The sequence below is a fragment of the Butyrivibrio sp. NC3005 genome, from assembly GCF_000424545.1.
Taxonomy (GTDB): domain Bacteria; phylum Bacillota; class Clostridia; order Lachnospirales; family Lachnospiraceae; genus Butyrivibrio.
The window spans coordinates 19069-45534 of record NZ_AUKC01000004.1 but is presented as its reverse complement, the minus strand read 5'-3'; the positions used below and the strand labels follow the sequence as shown (position 1 = coordinate 45534).

The following is a 26466-nucleotide window of genomic DNA, read 5'->3' as shown; positions in this document are numbered from 1 at the left end:
TGAATATGGCTGGTTCGATTGGAATTTCACAAGATCCGTACCAAAGGCAAGTACAGATTCAAAATAATCGTCAAGTTGAGCAGCAGAGTGTTTCTAATGCAGATAAAGACACTCTGCGCTCTTTTCATGCAGGAGATACTATTAGTGGAAAAGTAGTTTCTATTTCGATGCAGCCGGATGGTCAGAGAACGGCTGAAATTGATATTAGCGGTAGGAATATAAGTGCTCGTTTGGATAATGGGATGCAATTATCGCAAGGTCAAAATATTTCTTTTCAAGTTCGAAGTACTGACTCAGGTACATTAACATTAAATCCATTATATGAAAATACGGCAGCGCTTAATCAAACAGCAGTTAAAGCGCTTAATGAGGCAAATATTTATCCATCTGATGATATGAAGCAGATGGTTACAGAGATGATGCGTAATGGAATTGGCATTGATAAAGACAATCTAACTCAAATGAGCCAGATTGTAAATGACAATCCGGGTAAGAACATCGGAATGTTAGTACAGCTTAAAAATATGGAAATTCCTGTTACGGATGGTAATATTAGTCAATTCCAAAATTATATGAATTATGAGCATCAGTTAGTTGCAGGTGCAAAAGCTATTATGGAGGAACTTCCTCAAGCTTTTGCAGATATGAGTGCTCAAGGTCAGCAAACTAAAGCATTAGATTTGTATGGAGATTTGATGAAGCTCTTTACAGCTGATATAACAGCCAAAGGGCAAGCCCCTTTAAATAGTGTTGTTTCATCCTCAGCAGGCGAAGGTGGTAATCAGAGTGGCCTTTTGAATTTTGACATAACACCACAGGTTCATCATACAAGTCAATCTGAAAATAATAGTTTGCAGCAGTTTATGGAAAGTAGCCAGGATAATTCCGATAATGCAGCTTTAAATAATATGTCTTCTTCTTTTTCAAATGCAATAACAGAAGCTGCAAATGATATGGGAGTAATGCCAGAAACAATTCAAAACTACTCTGGTGTGAATGCGGAAGAAGGTCTCAGAGAACAGATAAATGAAGCTAAACTAGCACAGCAAAATGCTGATGGTCAAAACACTGTTGAAGCAAATGCTATAGAACAACAGCAAAATGTTGAAACAGTTAACAGAGTTATTTCTGGAATAGGGACTGAAAATGTGGTCAAAGTGGATTCGAACATTGATTCTAATGCTACATATAATTCGCTTTCTCCTAATATGCAGGATATTGTGAAAGGATTAAAGGATATTGGGATATCTTCTCGCGATATAAGCAGGTTTTATACTGGAGATATGCAGGCAGAACCAGTAAGACTTATGAAAGAACTACTTAATCTTTATGAACAAAGTGCCCATACTTCTGCACAAATAGATAGAGGATGGAGTCAGCTTTTTTCATCAAAAGGCTTCACAGATCTTTTGAAGGAAACTATAGTTGCGCAGTGGTTATTACAGCCCCAGGATGTATCTGAAAAGAAAAATGTAGAAGATTTATATAGAAGGTTAAACGAGCAGTCTAAGCAGTTAACTTCATTGTTAGAAAATACGGTAGGTGATAAAAGCAGTGCTTTTCAAAGCTCTCAGAATATGTCTCAGAATCTTGATTTTATGAATCAAATGCAGCAGATGGCAAATTATATTCAGCTTCCGCTGAAAATGGCTGGAAACGAGGCACATGGCGATTTGTATGTTTATTCAAACAAGAAACATATGGCATCTTATGATGGAAGCGTGAGTGCATTACTTCATCTGGATATGGCGAATTTAGGACCTACAGATATTTATGTAAAATTGAAAGGACAAAAAGTAACAACGAATTTCTACATGGCTGATGCATCTTGTATAGATTTGATTGAAAAGCACATAAGTATTTTGTCAGAAAGACTTGAAAAACGTGGCTATTCTATGAAATGTGAAGTGTTACAGAGTGGTCAGGATGCATCTTTAGATGCTCCTGTTGATGAAATTCTTAGAAAAAGCGAGCGAATTAGTATAATTTCGCAGACATCATTTGATGCAAGAGCATAAGGATAGGTAGATGATATGTCAGAGTATTATAAGAACAGTAATAATAAAAAAGAAAAGATAAAGACTGCAGTTGCTCTAGGATACGATCCTAATAACGACAATGCACCAAAAGTTATAGCTTCAGGAAAAGGTTATCTTGCAGATAAAATAATAGAAGAGGCTAAAGAGAATAATATTCCTCTTCATTCTGATGGAAAGCTTGCTGATACATTATCAAGGCTTGACATAGGAGAAGCAATTCCACCAGAATTATATGAAGTTGTTGCAGAAATACTTGTTTTTGTTGATGCAATGGATAAAATCAAGGCAAAAGATAAAGGTAATAGTTTTAAATGAATAAACATGAAATTGGCATGCGAGGTGAAGACCTCGCATGCAATTATTTAGAGAAGCATAAATGTATCATTTTAGAGCGTAATTTTCGTTTTAAAGGTGGGGAAATAGATATAATAGCCAAAGATGGTGAGTATTTTGTATTTATTGAAGTAAAATATCGATCGTTATCTGCATTTGGAATGGCAAGCGAAGCTGTAAATTATCCCAAACAAAAAAAGATATGCAGAGGTTGTGATTTTTATAGAATGAAGCGGGGGCTAGGAGATTTCGCACCTATAAGGTTCGATGTTATAGCTCTTGATGTAAATTCTGCGACAGGAAAAACGCAGATACAGTGGATAAAAAATGCATTTGATTATGCAAGATGATATAATTATATAGAATTAAATTACTGTTTAGAAAGGATTTGTTGCCAGGTACAGAAGAAAAGCTGTAATTAGTAACGGGTGTTATTTATGTTAAAAGGTACACATACATTTTTTGCAACTGTTTCAAGAATGAAATATATTGAGAGATGGGCACTTATGAGAAATTCTCGTCCCGAAAATCTTTCAGAACATTCTTGTGAGGTGGCGATGATTGCTCATGTTCTTTGTACAATAGGGAATGTTAGATATGGAAGGAATTTAGATGCAGATAGAGCAGCAATGATAGGTCTTTATCACGATACTACAGAAATAATAACAGGCGATATGCCTACCCCAGTTAAGTATTATAATGAAACCATACAGAGTGCATATAAAGAAGTCGAAAAAATTGCAGAGGAAAAGCTTCTTGAAAGACTTCCAGAGGATTTAAGACCGACTTATGAACAGATTTATCATCCATCTAATTCAGTAGAAGATGATTACCTTCGTCAGTTGGTTAAGGCAGCAGATAAAATATCAGCTTTAATCAAATGCATTGAAGAAGAAAGAAGTGGAAATACAGAGTTCAGAACAGCGAAAGAGACTACTCAAAAATCAATTAATGAATTACAGGCAAAATATCCTGAAGTGCTAGATTTTGTTAATGAATTTTTGCCGTCTTACGGACGTACTCTGGATGAACTTAGCGATTGAGGAACAAGAGATGGATTTTAACAGAAAAACAAATAAGAGGATTCTTGAAGAAAAAACAGAATATCAAATGACTTATCTTTCGTTTCCAATGCTGGATGAGACTAATATTGTTAAAACTGCGTTTAGTACTAGAATGGGAGGAGCATCTAAAGGATGTTTTGGAGAAGCTAATTTTTCATATACTAGAGGAGATATAAAAGAAAACGTAGATGAAAATTATCGAATCATGTCAAAAATTTTCGGATACAAAGGCAGCTTAGATAATTTTGTGACTACTTATCAGACGCATACTGCAAATGTTAGACGTGTAACAGAAGATGACAGAGGAAAAGGTGTATGTAAGTTGCGTGATTATGTAGATGTTGATGGTCTTATAACTAATCTAAAAGATGTTATACTTGTTACTTTTCATGCTGATTGTCCACCTGTTTATTTTGTTGATCCGGTTAATAAAGCAATTGGTTTATCACATTCGGGATGGAAGGGGACTGTTTCAAGGATAGGAGCTAAAACTGTCCTGGCTATGGTTCAGGAATTTGGTACTAATCCTAAAGATTTATTATGTGCAATAGGCCCGTCCATTTGTGCAGATTGTTATGAAGTTAGTGTGGACGTTGCTGATAGATTTATAGAGGAATTTGGGTTAACCTATTCTAATGAAATGCTTTCAGAGGATCAAGTGTGTGATTGTAATAAAATATATCAATGCGAACAAGGTATTTCTTTGGAAAAGGGTGGTAGAAAGCATCAGATTTTATGGAAAAAGTCGGATGGAAAATTTCAATTAAACCTGTGGGCGGCTATTGAAAAAACTTTAATAGAAGCTGGCGTTTCAAAAGAAAATATTTTTACAACAGATATTTGCACAAAGTGCAATTCTGATTTATTGTTTTCTCATAGAGTAATGGGAGATAAACGAGGAAATCTTGCTGCTTTTATTGCTTTAAAATAATTATTGGTATTGTTATACTATAGGTTATTGTTTTCATCAGGAAAACAGGTAACCGTACCAGACCAAAATTTGTCGTTAAGACAAATTTTGTCCTGCGAAGCAGGATTCTTGCTGATGATTATCCTAAAATAAAAAACGTTCTTTAAAACCAATAGGCTTTAAGGAACGTTTTTTGAATTTCGAAAATTAATTATCCTCTTAGTTCTGTAAGTGTATGATCACCTTCATTGTATTTTTTAACAATCTCACGAATCTTAGATGTAGGAGTTAATATATTGACTGTTGAAGAATCGTGGTTAAAGAAATCAATAATAGTAGCAATGAATTTGCTCATGTCAGCTACAAGGTAATAAGGTCTCTTTACAAATTCAGGATTCTGATAAGTAAGGTTAGTAGAAATAATGTAGTCAAATTCTCTTCTGTCATATGCTTCATCAAATTTATCCATTCCATCTGTGAATAAACCAAAAGTACAGGCAATGAATACACGTTTGGCACCCATGGCTTTGAGCTGACGGCTGGTATCAATCATAGAAGCACCAGAGGAAATCATATCATCAACGATAATAACATCTTTTCCCTTGATATCAGAGCCAAGGAACTCATGAGCAACGATAGGATTAGTTCCGTTAACAACATGAGAGTAATCACGTCTTTTATAGAACATACCAGTATCTGCACCAAGTACATTTGCAAAGTATACAGCTCTGTCGAGCGCTCCTTCATCAGGACTTATAACTATAAGATGTTCCTTATCCACAATAAGGTCATCGATGTTGCAAAGAAGTTCCTTCATAAACTGATAGGTTGCCATGAAATTATCAAATCCGGTTAAAGGAGCTGAATTTGAAATTCTCGGATCATGAGCGTCAAAAGTAATGAAATTTGATACACCCATTTCGCTAAGTTCATGAAACATAACAGCGGCATCAAGGGATTCTCTTTGTGTACGACGATGCTGACGTCCTACATAGAGGAAAGGCATGATAACGTTTAATCTTTTTGCCTTACCATTTATTGCGGCAATTACACGCTTTAAGTCCTGGTAGTGATCATCAGGAGATTTATAGTTTATAAAACCATTCATTTTATAAGGACAATTGTAATTGACAACATCCAAAAGAATAAATGCATCTTTTCCACGACAGGTTTCTTTGAACATTGCTTTTCCTTCGCCGCTACCAAAACGTTCAATGCAGACATCTGTTAAATATGAATCTTCGCAGTATCCTTTGAAAGCAGGATCATTAGCAGGAGCTTGATGAAGATTATGACGAAAGTCAACAAGGTGACGATTAACAGCTTTACCAAGATCAGCAGCTGAATCTAAAGCGATAAGTGATAAAGGGGCAACAGGAATTGAAGCCTCAAGTTTGCGGAAATCAGGCATTTTTAATTCTCCAATCATGAAAATGATATTTGTTGTTACATTATAATTTGCATGCAAAACATATGCTTATTATGTTTTATCATTTGATAGGTGGCACGTCAAGATTATTCGTGTTAAAATAACTTTGTATGTGTAATTACTGTTCGAATGTAAAAATAATTATTTTACCTTTGAATGCATATTATAATAAGGATTTTTATGGATAAAAGAAAAGGACATTTAATAAAAGAAATTATACCTGGAAGTATTGCTGAAGAAATTGGTATTGAGCCAATGGACTATCTTCTTGCAATAAATGATCAGGAAATTAAAGATATTTTTGATTATCAATATCTTACTGAAAATGAAGAATGTAATATTTTAATAGAAAAGCCTGATGGTGAACCGTGGCTTTTGGAAGTTGAGAAAGATGAAGATGAAGACCTAGGAATTGTTTTTGATAATGGTCTTATGGATAGTTATCGTTCCTGCCATAACAAGTGCATCTTTTGCTTTATAGATCAGATGCCTAAGGGAATGAGAGAAACATTATATTTTAAAGACGATGATTCTCGGTTGTCTTTTTTACAGGGAAATTATGTGACACTTACCAATATGTCTGATGATGATGTTGATAGAATATTGAAATATCATCTTTCACCTATTAATGTTTCCATTCAGACGACAAATCCTGAACTTCGTAACATGATGCTGAACAATCGGTTTGCAGGCGCTGCTTTGGAGAAATTCAAGAGACTTTGTGATCCTGAGTATGGAATTAAGCTCAATGCACAGATTGTTTTATGTAAAAATGTTAATGACAAAGAAGAACTTCATAGAAGTCTTTCTGATTTGTATAAGTGCAGACCTAATCTGCAGAGTGTTTCAGTTGTACCTGTTGGGTTATCCAAATTTAGAGAGGGACTTTATCCTCTTGAACCTTTTGAAAAAGAGGATGCAAGAGACGTTGTTAAAGAACTAAGTTATTGGCAGGAGAAGAGTTTAAAAGAATATGGTGATCATTTTGTTCACGCAAGTGATGAATGGTTTATGATTGGTGACTTACCAATTCCTGAGGCTTCTATGTATGATGGCTATGGACAGCTTGAAAACGGAGTAGGTATGGTGCGCCTTCTTTTGGATGATTTTCATGAGTCATTGGAACATTTGAAACAAAAAGCTCAAAAAGATAAAAAAATATTTGATTATTTGAATAACTTTGAGTATCATTATTCCATTGCCACTGGAAGACTTATTTATCCATATATTTGCCAAATTATGGAAGAAGCGCAGAATTTCTGCAAAGGACTTAAAGTTGACGTGCATGGTATTGTAAATAATTTTTTTGGAGAACGTATAACTGTAACCGGACTATTGACCGGTCAAGACATTATCGAACAGTTAAAGGGCAAAGACCTTGGGAAAAGTCTGTTTTTGCCTATGAATGTTCTCAGAGCCGGAGAAAATTATTTGCTTGATGATGTAACAGTGCCTCAAATTGAAGAAGCACTGGGCGTTCCAATAGAAATAGTTAGCTGCGAGGGAGATGACCTTGTGGATAAACTATTTAGACTTTCCGAAATTGAATGAAGTAGTACAAGGAGTAATAATGAGTAGAAAGCAGATAGTTGCCGTTGTGGGCAGACCTAATGTGGGAAAATCTTCCCTATTTAATGCGCTTGCAGGAAAGCGTATTTCCATTGTTAAAGACACCCCAGGTGTAACAAGAGATAGAATTTATCAGGATGTTGAATGGCTAGGAAGAACATTTACAGTTATTGATACAGGCGGAATTGAACCAGATTCGAAAGATATTATTCTTTCGCAGATGAGAGAACAGGCTCAGATAGCGATTGATACCGCAGATGTAATTATATTTTTATGTGACTTGAAAACAGGTGTTACAGATGCAGATTCTCAGGTTGCTGATATGCTCAGAAAGAGTGGTAAACCAGTTGTTCTTACTGTAAATAAGGTTGATAACTTTAAACGAGACGAAATGGATATTTATGAATTCTATAACCTCGGAATTGGCGATCCAGTACCGATTTCAGCTGTTAACAGTCAGGGAATAGGTGATCTTCTTGAAGAAGTTGTTAAGTATTTTCCAGATGAAAAAGATGACACAGATGAAGATGATGACTCTATAAAAGTTGCTGTAATTGGAAAACCAAACGTTGGAAAATCCAGTATTATTAATAGATTGATTGGAAAGAACAGACTGATTGTATCAGATATAGCAGGTACAACAAGAGATGCTATTGACACCAAGATTGCATACAATGGACAGGAATACACCTTTATTGATACCGCAGGAATCAGAAGACAGAATAAGATTAAAGAAGAACTTGAACACTTTATGATTGTTAGAACTGTCGGAGCTGTTGAAAGAGCTGATGTGTGTGTAATTGTAATAAATGCCGATGAAGGCGTAACAGAACAGGATGCCAAGATTGCAGGAATAGCACATGAAAACGGTAAAGCTGTAATTGTAGCTGTCAATAAGTGGGACTTGATTGAAAAAGATAATAAGTCAGTGCAGGAGTTCACAAAAAAGGTTAGAAATACACTTTCTTTCATGCCTTATTGTGCTATTATTTTTATTTCCGCAAAGACAGGTCAAAGACTTACAAAGTTGTATGAACTTATCGATGCGGTTTATCAGAACCATTGTCTTAGAGTCGCAACAGGTGTACTTAATGAAGTACTCATGCGTGCTCTTGTTATGCAGCAGCCGCCAACAGATAAGGGACGTATGCTGAAAGTTTTCTATATGACACAGGTTTCTGTAAAACCACCAACCTTTGTTGTATTTGTTAATGAAAAGAAGCTTCTTCATTTTTCTTATCTTAGATACTTGGAGAATCAGCTTAGAGATGCCTTTGGATTTGCAGGTACGCCGATTAGGTTCATCGTAAGAGAGAGAAAAGGCGATAATTCAATAAAAGGCACTAATAAATAATAACAATTATAAAGGCGGAGGAGACAGAAATGATTAGGCTGATATGTATTTTAATCGGCTATTTGTTTGGAATGATTCAGACAGCTTACTTTTATGGGAAAATGAAAGGAATTGATATTCGCAAGTATGGAAGTGGCAATGCAGGGACCACTAATACTCTTAGAGTATTAGGACCAGAGGCTGGATTTATAGTACTTGCTGGAGATATGATAAAATGTGTGATTGCTGTTTGGCTTGTTAGTGCTATTTTTAAAGGAAGTTATGGTAATGAGATTTACCTTCTTAAGATATATACAGCTTTTGGGGCAATTTTAGGACATGATTTTCCTTTTTACATGAACTTTAAAGGTGGAAAGGGAATTGCTGCTACATGCGGTTTTATGATTGCATTCCATTGGACGTTTATTCCAATGTTTTTGATTGTTTTTCTTGTAATTTTTAATTTGACTCATTATGTATCGGTAGGTTCATTATCCTTATATGTAGGATTTGTACTTATGTTGATTTTCGAAGGGCAAAAAGGTTTGTTCGGATTTCATACTATGTCTCAAATTCAATTGTTTGAAACGTATAGCATTGCGATAATTATGACTTTGCTTGCTTTTTGGAAACATCGCAGTAATATTGTTAAACTAATTAACAAAGAAGAGCGTAAAACATATATTTTCAAAAAGAATAAACTTTGATTCAAATGATATGAGGGGGATTATATTTAATGAGTAAAGAAAAAGTGGGCATTATTGGTGCGGGAAGTTGGGGAATGGCACTTGCTTACCTGATGTCTAATAATGGACACGATGTGACAGTATGGTCTAGAACTAAAGAAAATGTTGAAATTCTTTCTAGAGAGCACGAGAACAAAGAAAAACTTCCTGGAGTTATCTTGCCGGATGATGTTAAGTTTACCTTTGATTTGATAGAAGCTATCAAAGATAAGAAAATCATAGTTCTAGTAGTTCCATCTGCTCACGTTAGGAAAACTGTTGAGCAGATGAAGCCATATCTTAAAGATGATCAGATAATAGTGAACTGCGCAAAAGGAATTGAAGAAAGTTCACTTCTTGTAATGAGTCAGGTCATACGAGATGTTCTTGGAAATGATTTCCCTAAGAAGAATATTGCTGTCTTGTCTGGCCCGTCACATGCTGAGGAAGTTGGTAAAGGACTTCCGACGTTAATCGTTATTGGAGCTTTTTCGGAGAGTGTTGCTAGGTTTCTTCAAAATGCTTTTATGAACAAGACATTTAGAGTTTACATCAGTCCTGATATGAAAGGAATAGAAATAGGGGCTGCGTTAAAAAATGTCATAGCTCTTGCATCTGGAATTGCTGATGGACTTGGATATGGTGATAATACAAAAGCAGCTATTATTACGCGAGGAATAGCTGAAATTACAAGGCTTGGACTTGCAGCAGGCGGGCAGCCTGAAACATTTTCTGGTTTGACAGGAATGGGAGATTTGATTGTTACTTGCGCTTCAATGCACAGCCGTAACAGGCGAGCCGGAATACTAATAGGACAAGGAAAGAGTTTAGAAGAAACTCAAAAAGAGGTTCACATGGTCGTAGAAGGAGCTTTTAGCGCTAAAGCTGCTCTTAAATTGGCAAAAGTTTATGATGTTGAAATGCCAATTGTCGAACAGGTTTGTGAAGTGTTATTTTACGGAAAAAAAGCTTCTGAAGCAGTGGAAGAATTAATGCTACGAGATAAAAAAATAGAAAGTCATTTGCTTAAATTTCAGGAATAATGATTCTTTTTCAAATAAATTTATATAAAGTCTTTCTAAATTTCTCGGTTTGTATTACAATAGTCTAATCTGCGATAAAAAGGGTGACCTTGTGAGGAGGGTTTTTATATATAATGATAGAGCATAGAGCTTTTTTATTTGATACGGACTTATTCGATCGGGAGTGCCGTGATTTGATTTTGAATAGCGGTGTAAAGGATGAGCCAGGGACGGTAAAAAAGTTTGTAGAAGACAATTCCAAAAGAATAAAATCTCCATATTGGGGAGACGATATCGATCAGGATTGGGAAGATGAGATGGAAACAAAAGACGTGCAGGAATACGCAGATTTTGCAATGACAGCCTATTACAATCCAAGTGATGATATCGGTCTCGAAGAGCAATGGGATATTGTTCTGGAAGCGCTTAACAGATTAGGTTTTGAACAAGCGCAGGAGGCTGTTTTGGGAAAAACAGTCAGTAAAGATGGATTTACTCTTGATCCTGGCCGATGTGGTTTTGGTATCTTAACTGCAGAGGAAGTGAGCAAGATTTTTTATAAACTTAAAGAACTTGAACCCAAAATTGATAAAGCTGATATTGAAGAAATGGATTTAATGTTGGATGACATGGATGAATCTGATTTGAGTGAGGCTTTTCAAAGGCTATTAGATATATATCGTTCTGCAAAGATTGAGAATAAAGGATTATTGCTGACTTTTTAAAGTAATATCTATAACGAAGTGTTTTGATGAGGTGCTAAGATGGAGATTTTTGAAGAATTAAGTGCAAGAGGACTTCTTGCACAGTTTACTAATGAAGAAAAGATAAAGGAAGTTATTAATAATGGTAAAGCAACTTTCTATATCGGCTTTGATCCTACAGCTGATTCACTTCACGTAGGTCATTTTATGGCACTTTGCCTTATGAAGCGCTTGCAGATGGCTGGCAACAAGCCAATTGCTCTTGTAGGCGGCGGAACTGGAATGATTGGAGATCCTTCAGGACGTTCTGATATGAGAAGTATGCTTACAAACGAGATTATTGATCATAACTGCGAGTGCTTCAAGAAACAGATGAGTAAATTCATCGAATTTGGTGAGAACAAAGCACGTATGGTTAATAATGCAGACTGGCTTCGTGATATGAATTTTATGGAATTCATGAGAGAAGTTGGTGTTCATTTTAATGTTAATAACATGCTTCGTGCAAGAGCTTATGAGAATCGTATGGCTCGTGAAGGTGGTCTGACATTTTTCGAAATGAGCTACATGCTTCTTCAGGGTTATGATTTCTATATGCTTTACAAAAAATATGGTTGTAACATGGAGTTTGGTGGTGATGACCAGTGGTCTAATATGCTTGCTGGTACTGATCTTATTCGTAAAAAGCTTGGAAAAGATGACGCATATGCAATGACAATAACTCTTCTTACAAACTCTGAGGGCAAGAAAATGGGAAAAACAGCCAAAGGAGCAGTATGGCTTGATCCTGATAAAACATCTCCATATGATTTCTATCAGTATTGGAGAAATGTTACGGATGCAGATGTTGATAAGTGCTTAAGAATGCTTACATTTATTCCTCTTGAACAGATTGAAGAGATGGAGAAGTGGGATGAGAGCAGAATTAATGAGCAGAAGGAAATTCTTGCTTATGATTTAACAAAACTTGTTCACGGTGAAGACGAGGCTAAGAAGGCACAGGTTGGTGCGAAGGTTCTCTTTGCAGGTGGTGGAGATGATATTTCTCAGGTTCCAGCAACTCCTCTTAAAGAAGAAGATTTCCGCGATGGCAAGGTTGACATTCTTCAGGTACTTGTCTCATCAGGTCTTGTTCAGACAAGAAGCGATGCTAGAAGAAATGTTCAGCAGGGCGGTGTTACTGTAGGAGATGAGAAAGTAACAGATCCTAAGACCCTTTATGATAAGGATTTTTTTGCTGGTGATGGTGTTATGGTTAAGCGTGGAAAGAAGGCATTTAAGAGAATCACATTTTAATGCTATCGTGTCATATGCTTAAAAGCTGTCATTAACTTCTGTGTTTATGATATAGTTGGTGGTAGATTAAGATAAATGTATAAAAGTTACTGTTTGCCAGTTTTACGGCAGGCGGTAACTTTTTGTTTTGAAAAAACAATTGACAATTTCATAAATGAATTATATAGTAAAAGTAGTTTTGTAAAATACATTTATAAAACTACTTTTGCTTACTAAGCAAATGTTGTTACTTGATGCAGAAGGGGAAAGTAATATGATGGAGCTTCAGAAACCGGTCACGGAGAGACGGCGTCAAACTAGAAACAGTATTTACAAATTCATTTATGACGCGCCGAAGCCGGTTAGTAAACAGGAAATATCAGAAAGTCTCGGATATAGTCTTCCGACAATTCATCAGAATATAACGGAATTATTAGCAGCAGGTCTCATAAGAGTTGGTGTTATAAAAGAATCTACTGGCGGACGTCCTCCTGTTGGATATGAAGCGGTAGGAAGTGTAAGATACGCTATCGGAATTGCTGTTTCAGCTAATTATCTTAGATTCTTGGTTTGTGATGTTAATCAGCAACAGCTCAATTATAAAAGGATACATATTGAAGCAAATCTTGCAGATGAGTTTGCTCGTCAGATACAGCGTGAATTGGATTTGTTTATGAGAGAGAATAAACTTGATTCATCACAGCTATTAGGGGTAGGACTTACAATTCCGGGTATTATTGATCATGAGAAAGATGAGATTATTCTTTCACCTACAATGAATATCCGTAAGATGAGTCTTGGCATTATTCGTAAACTTATCCCTTATCCATTATATTTTGAAAATGATTCACATTCAGCAGGTTACGCAGAATGGATTTGCAGTGAACAAAAGGAAAAAAACCGTAATATGGTTTATCTGCAGCTTGAAAATGGTATCGGAGGAACTGCATTTATTGGGGGACACCAGATTATGGGTAACAATAATAGATGTAGTGAATTCGGACATATGCGAGTAGAACCTGGTGGGCTTTCTTGCAGTTGCGGGCAGAAAGGCTGTCTTGAGGCATATTGTAGTGCTTTTAGATTTACAAGAGATTTAGGAATTCAAATTGAAGAATTTTTTGATGGATTATCTAAGGGAAATATTGAATATGCAAAACTTTGGGATGATGTATTGGAACATTTATCTATTGGGATTTGCAATCTAAGAATGGTTTATGATAGTGATATTGTTCTTGGTGGATTTGTTTCTGAATATTTAGAACCATATCTTCCTAGATTGAGACAAATGGTTGCTGAAAGAAGTCCGTTTGATGATGATGGAAGTTTTATATACATAGGTAAACATCCAAGAAATGCAGCTATGATGGGTGTCGCATGGCACTTTACAAGTGAATTTATAGAAAATGTTTAATAAAACAGGTTGGTTAATGATGTTTCTATATACATTTGCCAGCCTGTTTTTCTATTGTTAAAGCAAAAATATGTAGCACAAAAATATACTTATGACAAGTATATTTATAAAAAAACATTATCTTCATTGAATCTCACAAAAATGAGACTTTATTTCTGTACAAACTATCAAAATTGAACTTTTTATTATAAAAACAATTGACAGTTGCAGTACTAAAGACTATTATAAAGTTGCATTTGAAAAGTAATTTTATAAAAGTATGTTTCAAAACAGTTATTGCTTATAGAAATTGAGTATTGCAATAGACTTTTGGAGGAGAGAAATGTATTACATTGGAGTAGATCTTGGTACATCAGCCGTTAAATTACTGATGATGGATGAGAAGGGTAAGATTGAGAATATTGTTTCTCGTGAGTATCCTTTAGAGTTCCCTCAGCCAGGCTGGTCACAGCAGAAGCCTGAAGATTGGCTTAATGCTGTAATTGATGGAATTAAAGAACTTACAGAGGGCTTTGATCGTTCTAAAGTTGCAGGAATCGGCGCTGGTGGACAGATGCATGGTCTTGTGGTTCTTGATGAAAATGATAACGTACTTCGTCCTGCTATTCTTTGGAATGATGGACGTACACAGGCTGAGACCGATTATCTCAATAATGAAATCGGAAAAAAGAAACTTAGTGAACTTACAGGTAATATCGCATTTGCAGGTTTTACAGCTCCTAAGATTCTTTGGATGAAGAAGAATGAACCTGAACTTTTTGCAAAGATTGCAAAAATCATGCTTCCTAAGGATTATATCAACTATATGCTTAGTGGAGTTTTCTGCACAGATTATTCTGATGCTTCTGGTATGCTTCTTCTTGATGTTAAGAATAAATGTTGGAGCAAAGAAATGCTGGATATTTGTGGCGTTTCTGAGAGCCAGATGCCAAAGCTTTTTGAAAGCTATGAGGTTGTAGGAACACTTAAGGAAGAGATGGCCAAAAAGCTTGGTCTTTCAGCTTCTACAAAGATTGTTGCAGGTGCTGGTGATAATGCAGCAGCAGCAATTGGTACAGGAACAGTTGGAAATGGTGCATGTAACATTTCTCTTGGTACATCCGGTACAATTTTCATTTCCAGCGATTCTTTCAGCGTTGATGAAGGTAATGCAATGCATTCATTCGACCATGCTGATGGTGGATTCCATCTCATGGGATGTATGCTTTCTGCTGCATCTTGCAATAAGTGGTGGATGGATGAAATTCTTAAGACAACAGAATATGCAAAAGAGCAGGCTGATATTGATGAGTCTAAGCTTGGAAAAGGTCATGTTTATTATCTTCCATATCTTATGGGAGAGAGAGCACCTCACAATGATCCTCAGGCAAGAAGCTGCTTTATCGGAATGACAATGGATTCAACAAGAGCAGATATGACTCAGGCAGTTCTTGAAGGGGTAGCTTTTGGTATCCGTGATTCTCTTGAAGCTGCAAAGGCAATGGGAATCGATGTAAAGCGAAGCATGATTTGTGGTGGTGGTGCTAAGAGCCCATTATGGAAGAAGATTTTTGCAAATGTTCTTAACATTGAGCTTGACAGCCCAGAGACAGAACAGGGACCAGGATATGGCGGAGCTATTCTTGCTGCAGTAGCATGTGGAGAGTATGCATCAGTTAAGGATGCATGTGATGCTCTTATCAAGGTTACTTCTACTCAGAAACCTGATCCTGAAATTGCAGCCCTTTATGAGCAGCGTTATCAGGTTTATCGCAGCCTTTATCCAGCACTTAAGGATGCATTCCATAAGATGTAATTTTAATTTTGTATGCACAGTCTATAGATTTTTAAATCTGGACTTTAGCAGAATATATTTGGCAATCTTTTTTAGAGAAGGAGATTATAAGACAATGAATAACATTCCTGAAATGAAAGTTGGTATTGTCGCAGTTAGCCGTGACTGCTTCCCAGCTTCACTTGCACAAAACAGAAGAGAGGCACTTGTTAAAGCTTATACACAGAAGTATGATGCAAAAGATATCTATGAGTGCCCTATTACAATTATCGAGAGCGAAATCGATATGGTAAACGCTCTTGAAGATGTTAAGAAGAATGGTTGTAACGCTCTTTGCGTATACCTTGGAAACTTCGGACCTGAAATTTCTGAGACACTTCTTGCTAAGCACTTTGATGGACCTAAGATGTTCTGTGCAGCAGCAGAAGAGAGCCAGAAGGATCTTATGGACGGACGTGGAGATGCATATTGTGGTATGCTCAACGCTTCTTACAACCTTGCTCTTCGTAACACAAAGGCATATATTCCTGAGTATCCAGTAGGAACAGCTGATGAGTGTGCAGACATGATTCATGACTTCCTTCCTATCGCTCGTGTAGCATATGGTCTTGACAACCTCAAGATTATCAGCTTCGGACCACGTCCAGCAAACTTCCTTGCATGTAATGCTCCTATCAAGCAGCTTTACAACCTTGGAATTGAAATTGAAGAAGAGTCTGAGCTTGATCTTTTCGAAGCATACCAGAAGCACGAGAACGATGAGAGAATCGCTGAAGTAGCTGCTGATATGGCTAAGGAAATGAACTATGCTGATGGCAAGCAGCCTGAAATGCTCAAGAAGCTTGCTCAGTATGAGCTTACACTTCTTGATTGGGTTGAAGAACACAGAGGATATCGTAAGTATGTTGCTCTTACAACAAAGTGCTGGCCTGCATTCCAGGATATGTTCAAGTTTGTTCCATGCTATGTAAACAGCCGTTTAATGCGTAGAGGTATTCCAGTATCTTGTGAAGTAGATATCTATGGAACACTTTCTGAGTACATTGGTCTTTGCATCAGCGGATCTGAGACAACTCTCCTTGATATCAACAACAGCGTACCAGCTGATATGTACAAGGCAAGCATCGAAGGCAAGTTCGATTACAAGCACACAGATACATTCATGGCATTCCACTGTGGAAATACATGTTCTAACCTTCTGTGCAGCCCTCACCTTTCCTTCCAGAGAATTATGGCTCGTACACACCCACAGGATTGGTGCGAAGGAACAATCGAAGGCGATATCAAGCCAGGCGAAATCACATTCTACAGACTTCAGAGCACAGCTGATAACAAGCTTCGTGCATATGCTGCTGAAGGTGAAGTACTTCCTGTTGCTACACAGTCATTTGGTTCAATCGGTGTATTTGCAATTAAGGAAATGGGACGTTTCTATCGCTACTGGTTGATTGAAAAGAACTTCCCTCACCACGGTGCTGTTATGTTCGGTCACTATGGAAAGGCTCTTTACGAAGCACTTAAGTACATCGGTGTTGATGCATCTGAAATTGGATACAATCAGCCAGCTGGTGTTCGTTATGCTAACGAGAATCCATGGGGTGAAATCTAATTTTTAGATAAAATCTCATTGATTGTCACTAGATTAATTAGTGAAAAGGTGAATGACAGATGAAAATTTATAGCGTTTATGATCCTGAATTTAAAGAATTCGGACACGTTATTGATGGATATGAAAAAGAATGTGAAAAGATTGTTGAAGCTTTGAATGAATACACTCCACTTCCTGAAGGAGTAGATTATGTTCCAGAAGAAGCTGCTCTGCAGTCCCTTACAGAAGCAGAAGTTCTTTCTAGAACAATCTTTGGTGGCATTCCGGCTCAGTTTGGATGGTGCAATGGCCACAACACAAAGCTCAACTGCCTCGAGTATCATAGAAGTAGCGAGTTCAATCTTGGAACAGAAGATTTTGTTCTTATTCTTGCAAAACAGAGTGATATGGAAAACTTTAAGCTTGACTCTTCTAAGGCTATGGCTTTCCGTGTACCAAAGGGTGTATTAGTTGAGGTTTATGCTACATCTCTTCATTATGCTCCATGCCATACAGATCCTGATAAGGGCTTCCGTGTATTGGTTGCTCTTCCTAAGGGAACAAATGTTGGTACAACAAAGACTGAGAACAAAACAAGTGAGGATAAGCTTCTTTGGGCTAGCAACAAATGGCTCATTGCTCATCCTGAATCTTCAGAGGCTTCTCAGGGAGCTTTCGTTGGAATTACTGGAGAGAATCTTGATATTGCAAAAGATATCTAATCGGAAATTTTGATGAAAATGTTACTGTCTTGTTTTTATTTTATCTTCGAAATAAAAGCTTGTAGTAACACATTTGTAAAACTTTCACTGATATAAACATTTTTGATTATAGTTTTCTTTTTGGATAATATTAATTTGTACATGGTAAAATACACAGAGAAAAGAAAACATATTTGCATTATAAGCAAATATCAATTATAATCTTTAGATGTTGAGCCCTCGAAGTCTCACGAGTTCGGGGGCTCATTTTTTAGGAAGGTGGAGAAAAAAGTGAAAGTTGGAATAATGTCAATGCAGAGAATAGTCAATTATGGCTCTTTTTTGCAGTCTTACAGTTTAAAGAAGAATCTTGAAAAAATGGGGGCAGAGGTATGCATGGTAGATTATCATGTCGGGAAACCTCTGGTATCTGAGAATAGATCCAAAAAATCAATTATAAAAAAGAAAATTAAAAGTTTAAAGGATAAATACTTGTTTCCGCGCGAAAAAAGTATGGATGTTTATGATAAACATTGGAAAATGGAGTATAAGATCACATGTGATTTTATAAATGAAATACAGCCAATGATTGGTGTTACAAAAGAGAGAAATTACACTCCTGATCTTGATTTACTTATTGTTGGAAGTGATGAAGTTTTTAACTGTCTTCAGACAAATCCAGATGTTGGTTATTCAAAAGAATTATTTGGGTATGGGAATAAGGCAGATAAGATTATTACATATGCAGCTTCTTTTGGTAATACCAAGGAAGAAGGACTCAAGAAGTATGGAATATACGATGAAGTTAAAGATATGATTCTTAAATTCGATGATATTTCTGTTAGAGATGATAATTCTTCATTAATTATCAGTAACATGGGTGTAAATAATATCCATAAAAATGTTGATCCGGTTTTCCTGTATGATTACGAACAAGAAACTGATATAGAAGTTCCATATACTAATTACATTGTTGTTTATTCTTATAGCTGCAGAATTAGTAAAGAAGAAGCAAGGGCGATTAAAAAATTTGCTAAAAAGTATAATAAAAAGGTTATTTGTGTTGAAGGACATCAGAAATATTTTGATGAATATATTGCCATTAATCCTTTTGAGGTACTGGCTTATTTTCGTAAGGCAGATTTTATAGTGACAGATACTTTCCATGGAACGGTATTTTCTATTAAATACAATAAACAGTTCGTTACCTTGATTCGTAAAGGTGTCGAGCAGGTTTATGGAAACAGCGAAAAGCTAGAGGATCTTTTAAAAACATTCAACTTGGGAAATAGAGAGTTGACTAATGTATCTGATTTAGAAGATAAACTCCTTGAAACAATTGATTATGAACCGGTTAATATGAAAATAAGCAGCGAAAAACAGAAAGCTCTAGATTATTTGAGAAATTTTGTAGAGTAATCTCTGTTCTTCTATTTTACTTATTTCATTGTTTTTTACGAAATAAGAATTGTTTTTAGGAGATTTATTAAATGAATTTATGTGATAAAGATAAGTGCACAGGATGCAGGGCATGTCTACAAGCTTGCCCAAGAAATGCTATTACTATGACTCTTACTAGTCAATTTAAGACTATTCCTAAGATTAATAGTGAGATATGTGTTGATTGCGGACTTTGCAATAAAGTGTGTCCTGTACTAAATGAGAGCAGGTTTGAAGAACCTAAACAATGTCTTGCTTCATGGACTTTAGAAAAAGAAGACAAAGAAAAATGTGCGTCAGGTGGTATAGCTACAGGACTTTACAGGAAAGTATTACAGGAAAATGGTGTGATTTATGGCTGCAGGTATGATAAAGATTTAAAGCCTATTATCTGCAGATCAGAAACTGAAGAAGATTTGGAGGCATTTAGATCCTCTAAATATGTTCAGAGTTCAACAGAAAATACTTATGTAGAAGCAAGAAAAGATCTTGAAGAAGGTCGCATGGTGTTATACGTGGGAACTCCATGTCAGATAGATGGACTTAAGCATTTTCTAAGAAAAGAATATGACAATTTGTATCTTGTAGATATTATATGTCATGGAACACCGCCATATAGATATTTACAGGATTATGTCAAAGCTTTAAAAGGCAAGGAAAACATAACATCAGTTTCGTTTAGAGGACAGAATAATTATTTCTTTTCTTTATATAGTGGTGATAAAACAGTATTCATGAGACCAAGTATACATGATTACTATTATCAATCTTTTTTGAGTGGAATTATCAGTCGCGATAATTGTTATTCATGCAGATATGCAAGAAGGCAGCGTGTGTCTGATTTATCAATTGGAGATTTTTGGGGACTTGATAAGTCTACTTTGTCTGTAAAATATGATGGCAGAATTTCTTCAATTTTTGTAAATTCATCAAAAGGGCAGAAGCTTCTTGATATGTCAAAAGAATTTTTACATATGGAAGATAGAGAAATTGAAGAGGCTGTGAAATACAATGAACAGCTAAAAGCACCTATGCCTGTGCATAAGGACAGAAAAGTATTTTTAGACAATCTTGATAAAGGTTTTTACAAAGCACTTTTGAAAACTGATACGGGTAAAAGTATTTCAAAAGAATTATTTAAGATTAAAATAAAAAATATTATGAAAAGCACGGTGATATATAAGATTTTTCGCTGAACGGGTAAAAGATAAGTAAATAGTGGGAGGATAATCTGATGAGTAATTTTGAGAATGAATTAATTACTATTATTGTTCCTGTATATCAGGCTGAAGGATTCGTCGGCAGATGTCTTCAGAGTATTGCAAATCAGGAATATTCTAATTTCAGGGTATTGATGATTGATGATTGTTCTAAAGATAGATCTAAACAGATTTGCCAAAGTTGGGCAGACAAAGATTCACGATTTGAATTAATATCATTGAAAAAAAATGGCGGAATAGCAAATGCGAGAAATATTGGATTAGAGCATGTAAATTATTCTGACAGTTATATTGCATTTGTGGATTCTGATGATTATCTTCATCCGCAGTATTTTTCATACCTTCATAGCTTGTTGAAAGAGTATGATGCGGATTTTTCATGGTGTGGTGTACATAATACTTTCGAAAAGGAAAAACTGGATTTCGAAGAATTGCCTAAAGAAGATAATATATATACGCTTACTGGAAAGCAGCTTCTTCTTCGTGAAGATCTTCGAATTATGTACAGCATGGTATGGGGAAAGCTATTCAAAAGTTTCCTGTGGAAAAATATACGTTTTGATACCAGCTACAAATATTATGAAGATGGAGCTACCACTTTTAAAGCAATTTATAATGCAAGGAAAGTAGTAGTTACATCTAAAAAGCTTTACAATTACTATTATTCAGAGAATTCTAGTACTAGAAGTGAGTACAATTCTAAAAGGATAATGGATGGAATAGGCACGGAGACCGATAAAATAGCCTTTTATAAAGAAAAGGGAGAAGAAGAGCTTATAGAAATGGCTTATGTAGCTTATTTAAATACTCTTCTTAAATCGTACATTAGAGTCAGATTTGAGAAATATGACAAAGAAATGTGCCAAAAAATTAGGTCAATGTACATATCTAATTACAAAAGAGTTTTAAAAAATAATTCTTTGAAATATACGCAGAGATTAAAATATATAATCTATAGATTTTTTCCAAATGCGCAGCATAGATATATTAAGCTTAAACTTAGACTAATTGGATAAATAGCATAGACTAATCATTATCAGATTATTCTATAACGATTTAGCGATAATGTCTGATTTGTTACTGCAAACTTAAGATTATCGTTAGAAAGTATTAGTGAAACTTTTTATAGAGGATATAGCTATGAAGAACAAAGTGACAGTTAGTGTTATTATGCCTGCTTATAATACAGAGGATTATATTGATCAGTGTATAAAAAGTATATTAAATCAAACTTTTACAGATTTTGAATTACTTATAGTAGATGATGGTTCTACTGATAAAACAGGTGAGATTATAGATTATTATGCTGATAATGATAAACGAATTAAAGTGTTTCATCATGTAAATATGGGAATTTCTTTTTCTAGAAACTTTGCAATTGCGAAATCAATAGGAGATTATATTTGTTTTATAGATTCTGATGATTATATAGCGGAAGATTATTTGGAGAATCTTTATAATGCTATAGTAGCAAACAATTGCAAGCTATCTATTTGTGAATATACTAATTTTCAAGATAGTGAAGATTTTGCTTTTTCTGATAATAAAAGAGCTTGTAAGGTCAGAACAGAAGATGACATTTTAAATTTTGGATTAAATCATCTTGAAAAGAATGAATATTCGGTTGTTTGTTGGAATAAAATGTATTCAAAATCTCTTTGGGAAGGCATTTCGTTTCCTGAGGGCAAGATATTTGAAGATACATATGTGTGGTATAAAATCTTTGATAAAGCAGGAAAAGCTGCTATTGTCGATAAAGTTGAATATGCAAGAAGATTAAATAAAGCTTCGATAACACATCAAAAGTATTCATTGAAAGAATGGAATATGTTTGATGCCAAAAGAGAACAGCTTCTGTATTTTGCTGATAAAAAGCAACAACGTTTTATTGAGATATCATACAATTCGATGTTTTATTTATTCTGGTGTAATTATAATAAAATGAAGGAAAACAATCTTTTTGACAAGAAGGTTATTGAAGAAAAGAGAAATCAGTTCAGGGAGTGTTTAAGGTATATAAAGGTTTCTTTAACTTTTCCTTTGAAAGAAATAGTAAAACAGTATTACGTTTGGTATTTAAAACGAATAAAATAGATTTTATTAATTTTGATATATTTATCTTCTGGGAGTAAAGAAGGGGTTGTATTTTTATAATCAATGTGAGAAAGTGAGTTGGGAGTTAGAAAAAATGGGTGAAAAAATTTCAATTGTTGTCTCGATATACAATCAGCATGCATATTTGCATGAATGTATCGATAGTGTTCTAAAACAAACTTATGATAATTTCGAATGCATATTGGTAAATGATGGTTCAACTGATGATAGTCTTGATATATGTAATGAATATGCTAAAAAAGACAGTCGTTTTCAGGTTATAGATAAGGAAAACGGAGGACTGACAAGTACTAGAATTGCTGGATTTGATGCGGCTACGGCCGAGTATATCTGTTTTCTTGATGGAGATGATTTCCTTCATAAAGATTTTTTGAAAAAGAATATGGAGGCTTTATCGAAGGAAAATGCAGATATGTGTACTTGTAGCCATTTCCAGTACAAGGAAGGAACTATTATTACCAATACTTATGACTTTGATTATGCAGTTTACGAAGGGGAAGATATAAAGAATAATCACATTCTTCCAATTATTGGGAAGCTATATTCTGGGAATTATAAGAATCTTCCGGGATATGTTTGGGGCAGAATCTATAAAAAAAGCTGTATAGTTAAAGAGTGCTTTGTTTCTGAACGAAAAACTTATCCTGAAGATGATGTATTTCAGGCTTATTTGTATCCGCAGCTAAAAAGAATAGTATATATTCCGGATAAACTGGTTTTTTATCGCGTTAATGAGGCATCTCTTACTCATACATATAGAAAAAATGTTTGGAATAAGCTAAAGAGTAGACATGAAAAAATAGAAAGAGTATTTCAAAACGATAGTTCTAAAGAAGTTACTCAAAGGCTTCTTGCATCAGCGTTTTACACTATTTACGTAACTTTAACAAATGCATATGAACTTTCTGGATATAATCTGTTTAGAAAAGATGTCAAAGATATGCTTACAGATGAGTTTGCTTTAAAAACGCTCAAAAATCTTCCAGGCAAAATGCTTAGTCCAAGACAGAAAATAATGGTGTTTTTATTAAAACATAAGCAGTACTTTGCACTATATTATTTTAAAAGAGTTATGTTTAAATAATTCTTGTACTTATTTAACTTAATGACATGTATTTTTTTAATGTTCTTTGTCATAATTTTGCATACTGAGGAAAATAGGGTATATCAGAGGGAATAAATGAAAAGATGAATAGTAATAAAATTGAAGAAATAAAAGTTTCTGTAATAGTGCCGGTATACAACGCGGAAAAATACATAAAGAAATGTGTGAATTCGGTTGAATGCCAGACACATACCAATTTAGAAATAATACTCGTTGATGATGGTTCGAAAGATTCAAGCGGTCAGATTTGTGACAATTTTGCACATAATGATGATAGAATCATTGTATTACATCAAGAAAATATGGGACAGTCAGTAGCAAGGAACAATGCAATGAAGATTGCAACAGGAGAGTATTTTGTTTTTGTTGACTCTGATGATGTAATTTCTCCGGTTATGATAGAGAAATTATTAGAATGTGCTATTAAAACAGACAGCGAAATCTGCATGTGTGATTTCATAATGTTTTTTGATGAAGTATATTTTGAGAAAACAAAAGCTAATTCTAAAGAAAAGATATACCAGGGAAAGAAAGCTATAGAGTTTATTCATACTGTACCTGGAGAAAAATATGTTGTATTGTGGGCAAAGATATTCAAGAAAAGTTTATTTGAGAAAATAACATTTCCAGAAGGAAGAATTTGCGAAGATCTTGCTGTTTTGTACAAGCTATATTATAAAGCTAATCGCATTTCTGAGATAGATGAAGCCTTGTACGGATATTATAGGGCAAATGAGTCAAGTTCTACTTTTAATCTTTCAGAAAAGTATTATAAGGATGTTTACCTTGCACTTGATGAAGAAATGGATTTTATGCAGGAAAACTGTCCGGAGTATTATGAATTTGCCGCAAAAACGAACATGTATTGGCATATGGATGAATACAGAAAACTTTTTAGGCAAAAAAAAGAAAAAAAATACAGAAAAGAGTTGTACAAAGAGTATAAAAGACTATATTATATATCTCGTGACTTACCAAAGGAAAAATTTTATAAGTACTTTAGGTTTGCACCAAAAGTATATAGTTTATTAAAAAAGTAATAGGAGTAGGAAGGTTTTAAGTTAGAAATGAATGGTTTGAAAACAAATGCAGCGAGTTATTTTTGCAGAGAAGGTGTGAAGAAAAAATTTGCATTGATGATGGCTGGGGTATTATTGATGGGATTCTTCGTATCTTTTTTGATTGATGTCAATTTAGGAACTGACCCGTGTACATTTATGAATGTTACAATTTCTGAGAGACTACATTTATCTTTTGGAAACTGGCAGGCAATTTTTAATATAGCCCTGCTGCTCGTTGTGATAGCTTTTGATAGAGAACAGATTGGTCCAGGAACAGTTGCCAATATGTTCCTTATTGGATATGTTTCAGATTTTTTTAGAATGATCTGGTCTAGAACTCATTTGAAAGAAGTTTTCTTGACAATGCCTTATAGAGGAATCATATTTACAATAGCTTTGTTGGGATTCGTAGTGGCAGCGTCATTCTATATGAATGCTGATATGGGAGTTTCTCCATATGATGCAGTACCAAATATTTTATATAAAAAGATTTTTAAGAAATTCCCATTTAAATTTGTTCGTATGGGCTTTGACTTTACTATTATCCTCATTGGATGTCTTTTTGGAGGAATACCTAATGTCGGTATTATTGCAATGGCACTTCTTCTTGGACCAACGATATCATTTGTTGGTAACAGAATAAAAAACTGGATATAAGAAGAGGCTTTGATTATATATTTATAAACTATTCTAGCTTTATTTTGCATATAATGCGCTTACAAATACAAAGAAATCAAAAGATACCTCGCTGTTTACGGTGAGGTATTTAATATATAAAGAAAAGAAGTGGATACAATGACAGCAAACGAAGTGAAAAAAATTCAGGCATCAGAAACAGTTTTATTGAGTGCAGTTTTATCTTTTTCAGGTGGCTTTCAAGATGCGTATACCTATAATTTAAGAGATAAAGTCTTTGCAAACGCTCAGACGGGTAATATTGTTCTTATGAGTCAGCATTTGATGATGGGAGAAAACTTTAAGGCAATTCACTATTTGATTCCAATTTTATCCTTTGCAGTTGGTGTTTTCATAGCAGAGCAAATTGGACATAAATACAAACATTGTCAAAAAGTTCACTGGAGACAAATGATTCTTTTAATTGAAATATTAGTATTAGGAATTGTTGGTTTTCTTCCGGAATCCTGTAATACACTTGCTAATATGTTGGTTTCTTTGTCTTGCGCGATGCAGGTTCAGACATTTAGAAAGATAAATGGATTTGCATATGCTAGTACTATGTGTATAGGTAATCTTCGAAGTGGAACAGAGAGTTTTTCAGTCTTTATAAGAGATAAAAATGTAAAAGCTTTGTATAAGGCTTTTCACTATTATGGGATAATTTTTATTTTTGCTATTGGAGCAGGTCTTGGCGCTATATTGTCTATAAACTTGGGATTTAGAGCAATATGGGGGTGTTTAATTTTCCTTATTTTCGGAATTTTTCTTATGAGAAAGTAAATATAAAGACTGTTTTTGTGGTAACATATAAAAAATGGGATGATGTTGTATGACTTCTTGCTGAGATTTAGGATAATCATCAGCAAGAATCCTGCTTTGCAGGACAAAATTTGTCTTAACGACAAATTTTGGTCTGGTACGGTTATTGATTTTCCTGATGAAAACAATAACCTATGAATTCTAGCAT

The 26466-nt window shown here is 34.9% G+C and carries 24 protein-coding genes; 23 read left to right on the top strand and 1 reads right to left on the bottom strand.

Annotation, left to right across the window (positions count from 1 at the left end; translation table 11 throughout):
* Positions 1-5: 5 nt before the first annotated feature.
* The 5 genes from fliK (at position 6) to pgeF (ending at position 4367) form a co-directional block, all read left to right on the top strand.
* The gene (fliK, locus tag G634_RS0101135) at positions 6-2018 is read left to right on the top strand and encodes a flagellar hook-length control protein FliK (protein WP_026503745.1); all 2013 of its coding nucleotides are present in this window, start codon (positions 6-8) and stop codon (positions 2016-2018) included.
* A 15-nt stretch (positions 2019-2033) separates the two neighbouring features.
* Entirely contained in the window at positions 2034-2354 is a 321-nt protein-coding gene (locus G634_RS0101130; RefSeq protein ID WP_026503744.1) for an EscU/YscU/HrcU family type III secretion system export apparatus switch protein, read from the top strand.
* Positions 2351-2722, top strand: a complete 372-nt coding sequence (locus G634_RS0101125; RefSeq protein ID WP_026503743.1) for a YraN family protein — start codon at positions 2351-2353, stop codon at positions 2720-2722. The genes G634_RS0101130 and G634_RS0101125 overlap by 4 nt, the downstream gene beginning before the upstream one ends.
* An 87-nt stretch (positions 2723-2809) precedes the next feature.
* Positions 2810-3415, top strand: coding sequence for a 5'-deoxynucleotidase (yfbR, locus tag G634_RS0101120; RefSeq protein WP_026503742.1), 606 nt, complete (start codon positions 2810-2812; stop codon positions 3413-3415).
* Between the two features lie 10 nt (positions 3416-3425).
* Positions 3426-4367 carry a peptidoglycan editing factor PgeF gene (gene pgeF / locus G634_RS0101115; protein ID WP_026503741.1) on the top strand — a complete coding sequence of 314 codons (942 nt, stop codon included), beginning with the start codon at positions 3426-3428 and terminating at the stop codon, positions 4365-4367.
* Positions 4368-4557: 190 nt separating this feature from the next.
* Here pgeF and G634_RS17510 read toward each other — a convergent pair whose 3' ends face one another.
* Positions 4558-5757 carry a ribose-phosphate pyrophosphokinase gene (locus G634_RS17510; protein WP_035798468.1) on the bottom strand — a complete coding sequence of 400 codons (1200 nt, stop codon included), beginning with the start codon at positions 5755-5757 and terminating at the stop codon, positions 4558-4560.
* 198 nt (positions 5758-5955) lie between these two features.
* Here G634_RS17510 and G634_RS0101105 point away from each other — a divergent pair, with 198 nt between their 5' ends.
* The 18 genes from G634_RS0101105 (at position 5956) to G634_RS0101020 (ending at position 26279) form a co-directional block, all read left to right on the top strand.
* Positions 5956-7326, top strand: a complete 1371-nt coding sequence (locus tag G634_RS0101105; protein ID WP_155830481.1) for a DUF512 domain-containing protein — start codon at positions 5956-5958, stop codon at positions 7324-7326.
* Positions 7327-7345: 19 nt separating this feature from the next.
* Complete coding sequence (gene der, locus G634_RS0101100; RefSeq protein WP_026503739.1) at positions 7346-8698, top strand: ribosome biogenesis GTPase Der; 1353 nt, start codon at positions 7346-7348, stop codon at positions 8696-8698.
* Positions 8699-8727: 29 nt separating this feature from the next.
* Positions 8728-9384: a glycerol-3-phosphate 1-O-acyltransferase PlsY gene (plsY, locus tag G634_RS0101095; protein ID WP_026503738.1), complete on the top strand. Its 657-nt coding sequence runs from the start codon at positions 8728-8730 to the stop codon at positions 9382-9384.
* Positions 9385-9413: 29 nt separating this feature from the next.
* Positions 9414-10445 carry an NAD(P)H-dependent glycerol-3-phosphate dehydrogenase gene (locus tag G634_RS0101090; protein WP_026503737.1) on the top strand — a complete coding sequence of 344 codons (1032 nt, stop codon included), beginning with the start codon at positions 9414-9416 and terminating at the stop codon, positions 10443-10445.
* Between the two features lie 113 nt (positions 10446-10558).
* A complete protein-coding gene (locus tag G634_RS0101085) occupies positions 10559-11149 on the top strand; it encodes a hypothetical protein (RefSeq protein ID WP_026503736.1) in 591 nt (196 codons plus the stop codon).
* Between the two features lie 39 nt (positions 11150-11188).
* On the top strand, positions 11189-12424 hold the full coding sequence (tyrS, locus tag G634_RS0101080) for a tyrosine--tRNA ligase (RefSeq protein ID WP_026503735.1): 1236 nt from the start codon (positions 11189-11191) through the stop codon (positions 12422-12424).
* 253 nt (positions 12425-12677) lie between these two features.
* Positions 12678-13817, top strand: coding sequence for an ROK family transcriptional regulator (locus G634_RS0101075; protein ID WP_026503734.1), 1140 nt, complete (start codon positions 12678-12680; stop codon positions 13815-13817).
* A gap of 322 nt (positions 13818-14139) precedes the next feature.
* Positions 14140-15612 carry a xylulokinase gene (gene xylB, locus G634_RS0101070; RefSeq protein ID WP_026503733.1) on the top strand — a complete coding sequence of 491 codons (1473 nt, stop codon included), beginning with the start codon at positions 14140-14142 and terminating at the stop codon, positions 15610-15612.
* A 94-nt stretch (positions 15613-15706) separates the two neighbouring features.
* Positions 15707-17200 (top strand): L-fucose/L-arabinose isomerase family protein, encoded by a 1494-nt coding sequence (locus G634_RS0101065; protein WP_026503732.1) that lies wholly within the window; start codon positions 15707-15709, stop codon positions 17198-17200.
* A 59-nt stretch (positions 17201-17259) separates the two neighbouring features.
* Entirely contained in the window at positions 17260-17901 is a 642-nt protein-coding gene (locus G634_RS0101060; RefSeq protein WP_026503731.1) for a DUF4867 family protein, read from the top strand.
* A 270-nt stretch (positions 17902-18171) separates the two neighbouring features.
* Entirely contained in the window at positions 18172-19299 is a 1128-nt protein-coding gene (locus G634_RS0101055) for a polysaccharide pyruvyl transferase family protein (RefSeq protein WP_026503730.1), read from the top strand.
* A gap of 71 nt (positions 19300-19370) precedes the next feature.
* Positions 19371-20516 carry a Coenzyme F420 hydrogenase/dehydrogenase, beta subunit C-terminal domain gene (locus G634_RS17505; RefSeq protein WP_051233606.1) on the top strand — a complete coding sequence of 382 codons (1146 nt, stop codon included), beginning with the start codon at positions 19371-19373 and terminating at the stop codon, positions 20514-20516.
* Positions 20517-20554: 38 nt separating this feature from the next.
* Entirely contained in the window at positions 20555-21556 is a 1002-nt protein-coding gene (locus G634_RS0101045; protein ID WP_026503729.1) for a glycosyltransferase family 2 protein, read from the top strand.
* A 124-nt stretch (positions 21557-21680) separates the two neighbouring features.
* A complete protein-coding gene (locus G634_RS17500; RefSeq protein ID WP_051233605.1) occupies positions 21681-22634 on the top strand; it encodes a glycosyltransferase family 2 protein in 954 nt (317 codons plus the stop codon).
* A 94-nt stretch (positions 22635-22728) separates the two neighbouring features.
* The gene (locus G634_RS0101035) at positions 22729-23739 is read left to right on the top strand and encodes a glycosyltransferase family 2 protein (protein WP_026503728.1); all 1011 of its coding nucleotides are present in this window, start codon (positions 22729-22731) and stop codon (positions 23737-23739) included.
* Positions 23740-23843: 104 nt separating this feature from the next.
* Complete coding sequence (locus G634_RS17495) at positions 23844-24800, top strand: glycosyltransferase family 2 protein (protein ID WP_051233604.1); 957 nt, start codon at positions 23844-23846, stop codon at positions 24798-24800.
* 27 nt (positions 24801-24827) lie between these two features.
* Positions 24828-25478 carry a YczE/YyaS/YitT family protein gene (locus G634_RS17490; protein ID WP_035798464.1) on the top strand — a complete coding sequence of 217 codons (651 nt, stop codon included), beginning with the start codon at positions 24828-24830 and terminating at the stop codon, positions 25476-25478.
* Positions 25479-25616: 138 nt separating this feature from the next.
* On the top strand, positions 25617-26279 hold the full coding sequence (locus tag G634_RS0101020; protein ID WP_026503727.1) for a YoaK family protein: 663 nt from the start codon (positions 25617-25619) through the stop codon (positions 26277-26279).
* The last annotated feature ends 187 nt before the right edge of the window (positions 26280-26466 follow it).

What these genes read in the sequence shown, in the direction of transcription:
- G634_RS0101125 (WP_026503743.1), top strand. Translation starts at nt 2,351, where the DNA reads ATGAATAAACATGAAATTGGCATGCGAGGTGAAGACCTCGCATGCAAT.
- G634_RS0101105 (WP_155830481.1), top strand. Translation starts at nt 5,956, where the DNA reads ATGGATAAAAGAAAAGGACATTTAATAAAAGAAATTATACCTGGAAGT.
- G634_RS0101045 (WP_026503729.1), top strand. Translation starts at nt 20,555, where the DNA reads ATGAGTAATTTTGAGAATGAATTAATTACTATTATTGTTCCTGTATAT.
- G634_RS0101075 (WP_026503734.1), top strand. Translation starts at nt 12,678, where the DNA reads ATGATGGAGCTTCAGAAACCGGTCACGGAGAGACGGCGTCAAACTAGA.
- G634_RS0101060 (WP_026503731.1), top strand. Translation starts at nt 17,260, where the DNA reads ATGAAAATTTATAGCGTTTATGATCCTGAATTTAAAGAATTCGGACAC.
- pgeF (WP_026503741.1), top strand. Translation starts at nt 3,426, where the DNA reads ATGGATTTTAACAGAAAAACAAATAAGAGGATTCTTGAAGAAAAAACA.
- G634_RS0101020 (WP_026503727.1), top strand. Translation starts at nt 25,617, where the DNA reads ATGACAGCAAACGAAGTGAAAAAAATTCAGGCATCAGAAACAGTTTTA.
- G634_RS0101130 (WP_026503744.1), top strand. Translation starts at nt 2,034, where the DNA reads ATGTCAGAGTATTATAAGAACAGTAATAATAAAAAAGAAAAGATAAAG.
- G634_RS17505 (WP_051233606.1), top strand. Translation starts at nt 19,371, where the DNA reads ATGAATTTATGTGATAAAGATAAGTGCACAGGATGCAGGGCATGTCTA.
- tyrS (WP_026503735.1), top strand. Translation starts at nt 11,189, where the DNA reads ATGGAGATTTTTGAAGAATTAAGTGCAAGAGGACTTCTTGCACAGTTT.
- G634_RS17510 (WP_035798468.1), bottom strand. Translation starts at nt 5,757, where the DNA reads ATGCCTGATTTCCGCAAACTTGAGGCTTCAATTCCTGTTGCCCCTTTA.
- G634_RS17490 (WP_035798464.1), top strand. Translation starts at nt 24,828, where the DNA reads ATGAATGGTTTGAAAACAAATGCAGCGAGTTATTTTTGCAGAGAAGGT.
- G634_RS0101065 (WP_026503732.1), top strand. Translation starts at nt 15,707, where the DNA reads ATGAATAACATTCCTGAAATGAAAGTTGGTATTGTCGCAGTTAGCCGT.
- G634_RS0101085 (WP_026503736.1), top strand. Translation starts at nt 10,559, where the DNA reads ATGATAGAGCATAGAGCTTTTTTATTTGATACGGACTTATTCGATCGG.
- G634_RS0101035 (WP_026503728.1), top strand. Translation starts at nt 22,729, where the DNA reads ATGGGTGAAAAAATTTCAATTGTTGTCTCGATATACAATCAGCATGCA.
- G634_RS0101090 (WP_026503737.1), top strand. Translation starts at nt 9,414, where the DNA reads ATGAGTAAAGAAAAAGTGGGCATTATTGGTGCGGGAAGTTGGGGAATG.
- plsY (WP_026503738.1), top strand. Translation starts at nt 8,728, where the DNA reads ATGATTAGGCTGATATGTATTTTAATCGGCTATTTGTTTGGAATGATT.
- der (WP_026503739.1), top strand. Translation starts at nt 7,346, where the DNA reads ATGAGTAGAAAGCAGATAGTTGCCGTTGTGGGCAGACCTAATGTGGGA.
- yfbR (WP_026503742.1), top strand. Translation starts at nt 2,810, where the DNA reads ATGTTAAAAGGTACACATACATTTTTTGCAACTGTTTCAAGAATGAAA.
- G634_RS17500 (WP_051233605.1), top strand. Translation starts at nt 21,681, where the DNA reads ATGAAGAACAAAGTGACAGTTAGTGTTATTATGCCTGCTTATAATACA.
- xylB (WP_026503733.1), top strand. Translation starts at nt 14,140, where the DNA reads ATGTATTACATTGGAGTAGATCTTGGTACATCAGCCGTTAAATTACTG.
- fliK (WP_026503745.1), top strand. Translation starts at nt 6, where the DNA reads ATGGCTGGTTCGATTGGAATTTCACAAGATCCGTACCAAAGGCAAGTA.
- G634_RS17495 (WP_051233604.1), top strand. Translation starts at nt 23,844, where the DNA reads ATGAATAGTAATAAAATTGAAGAAATAAAAGTTTCTGTAATAGTGCCG.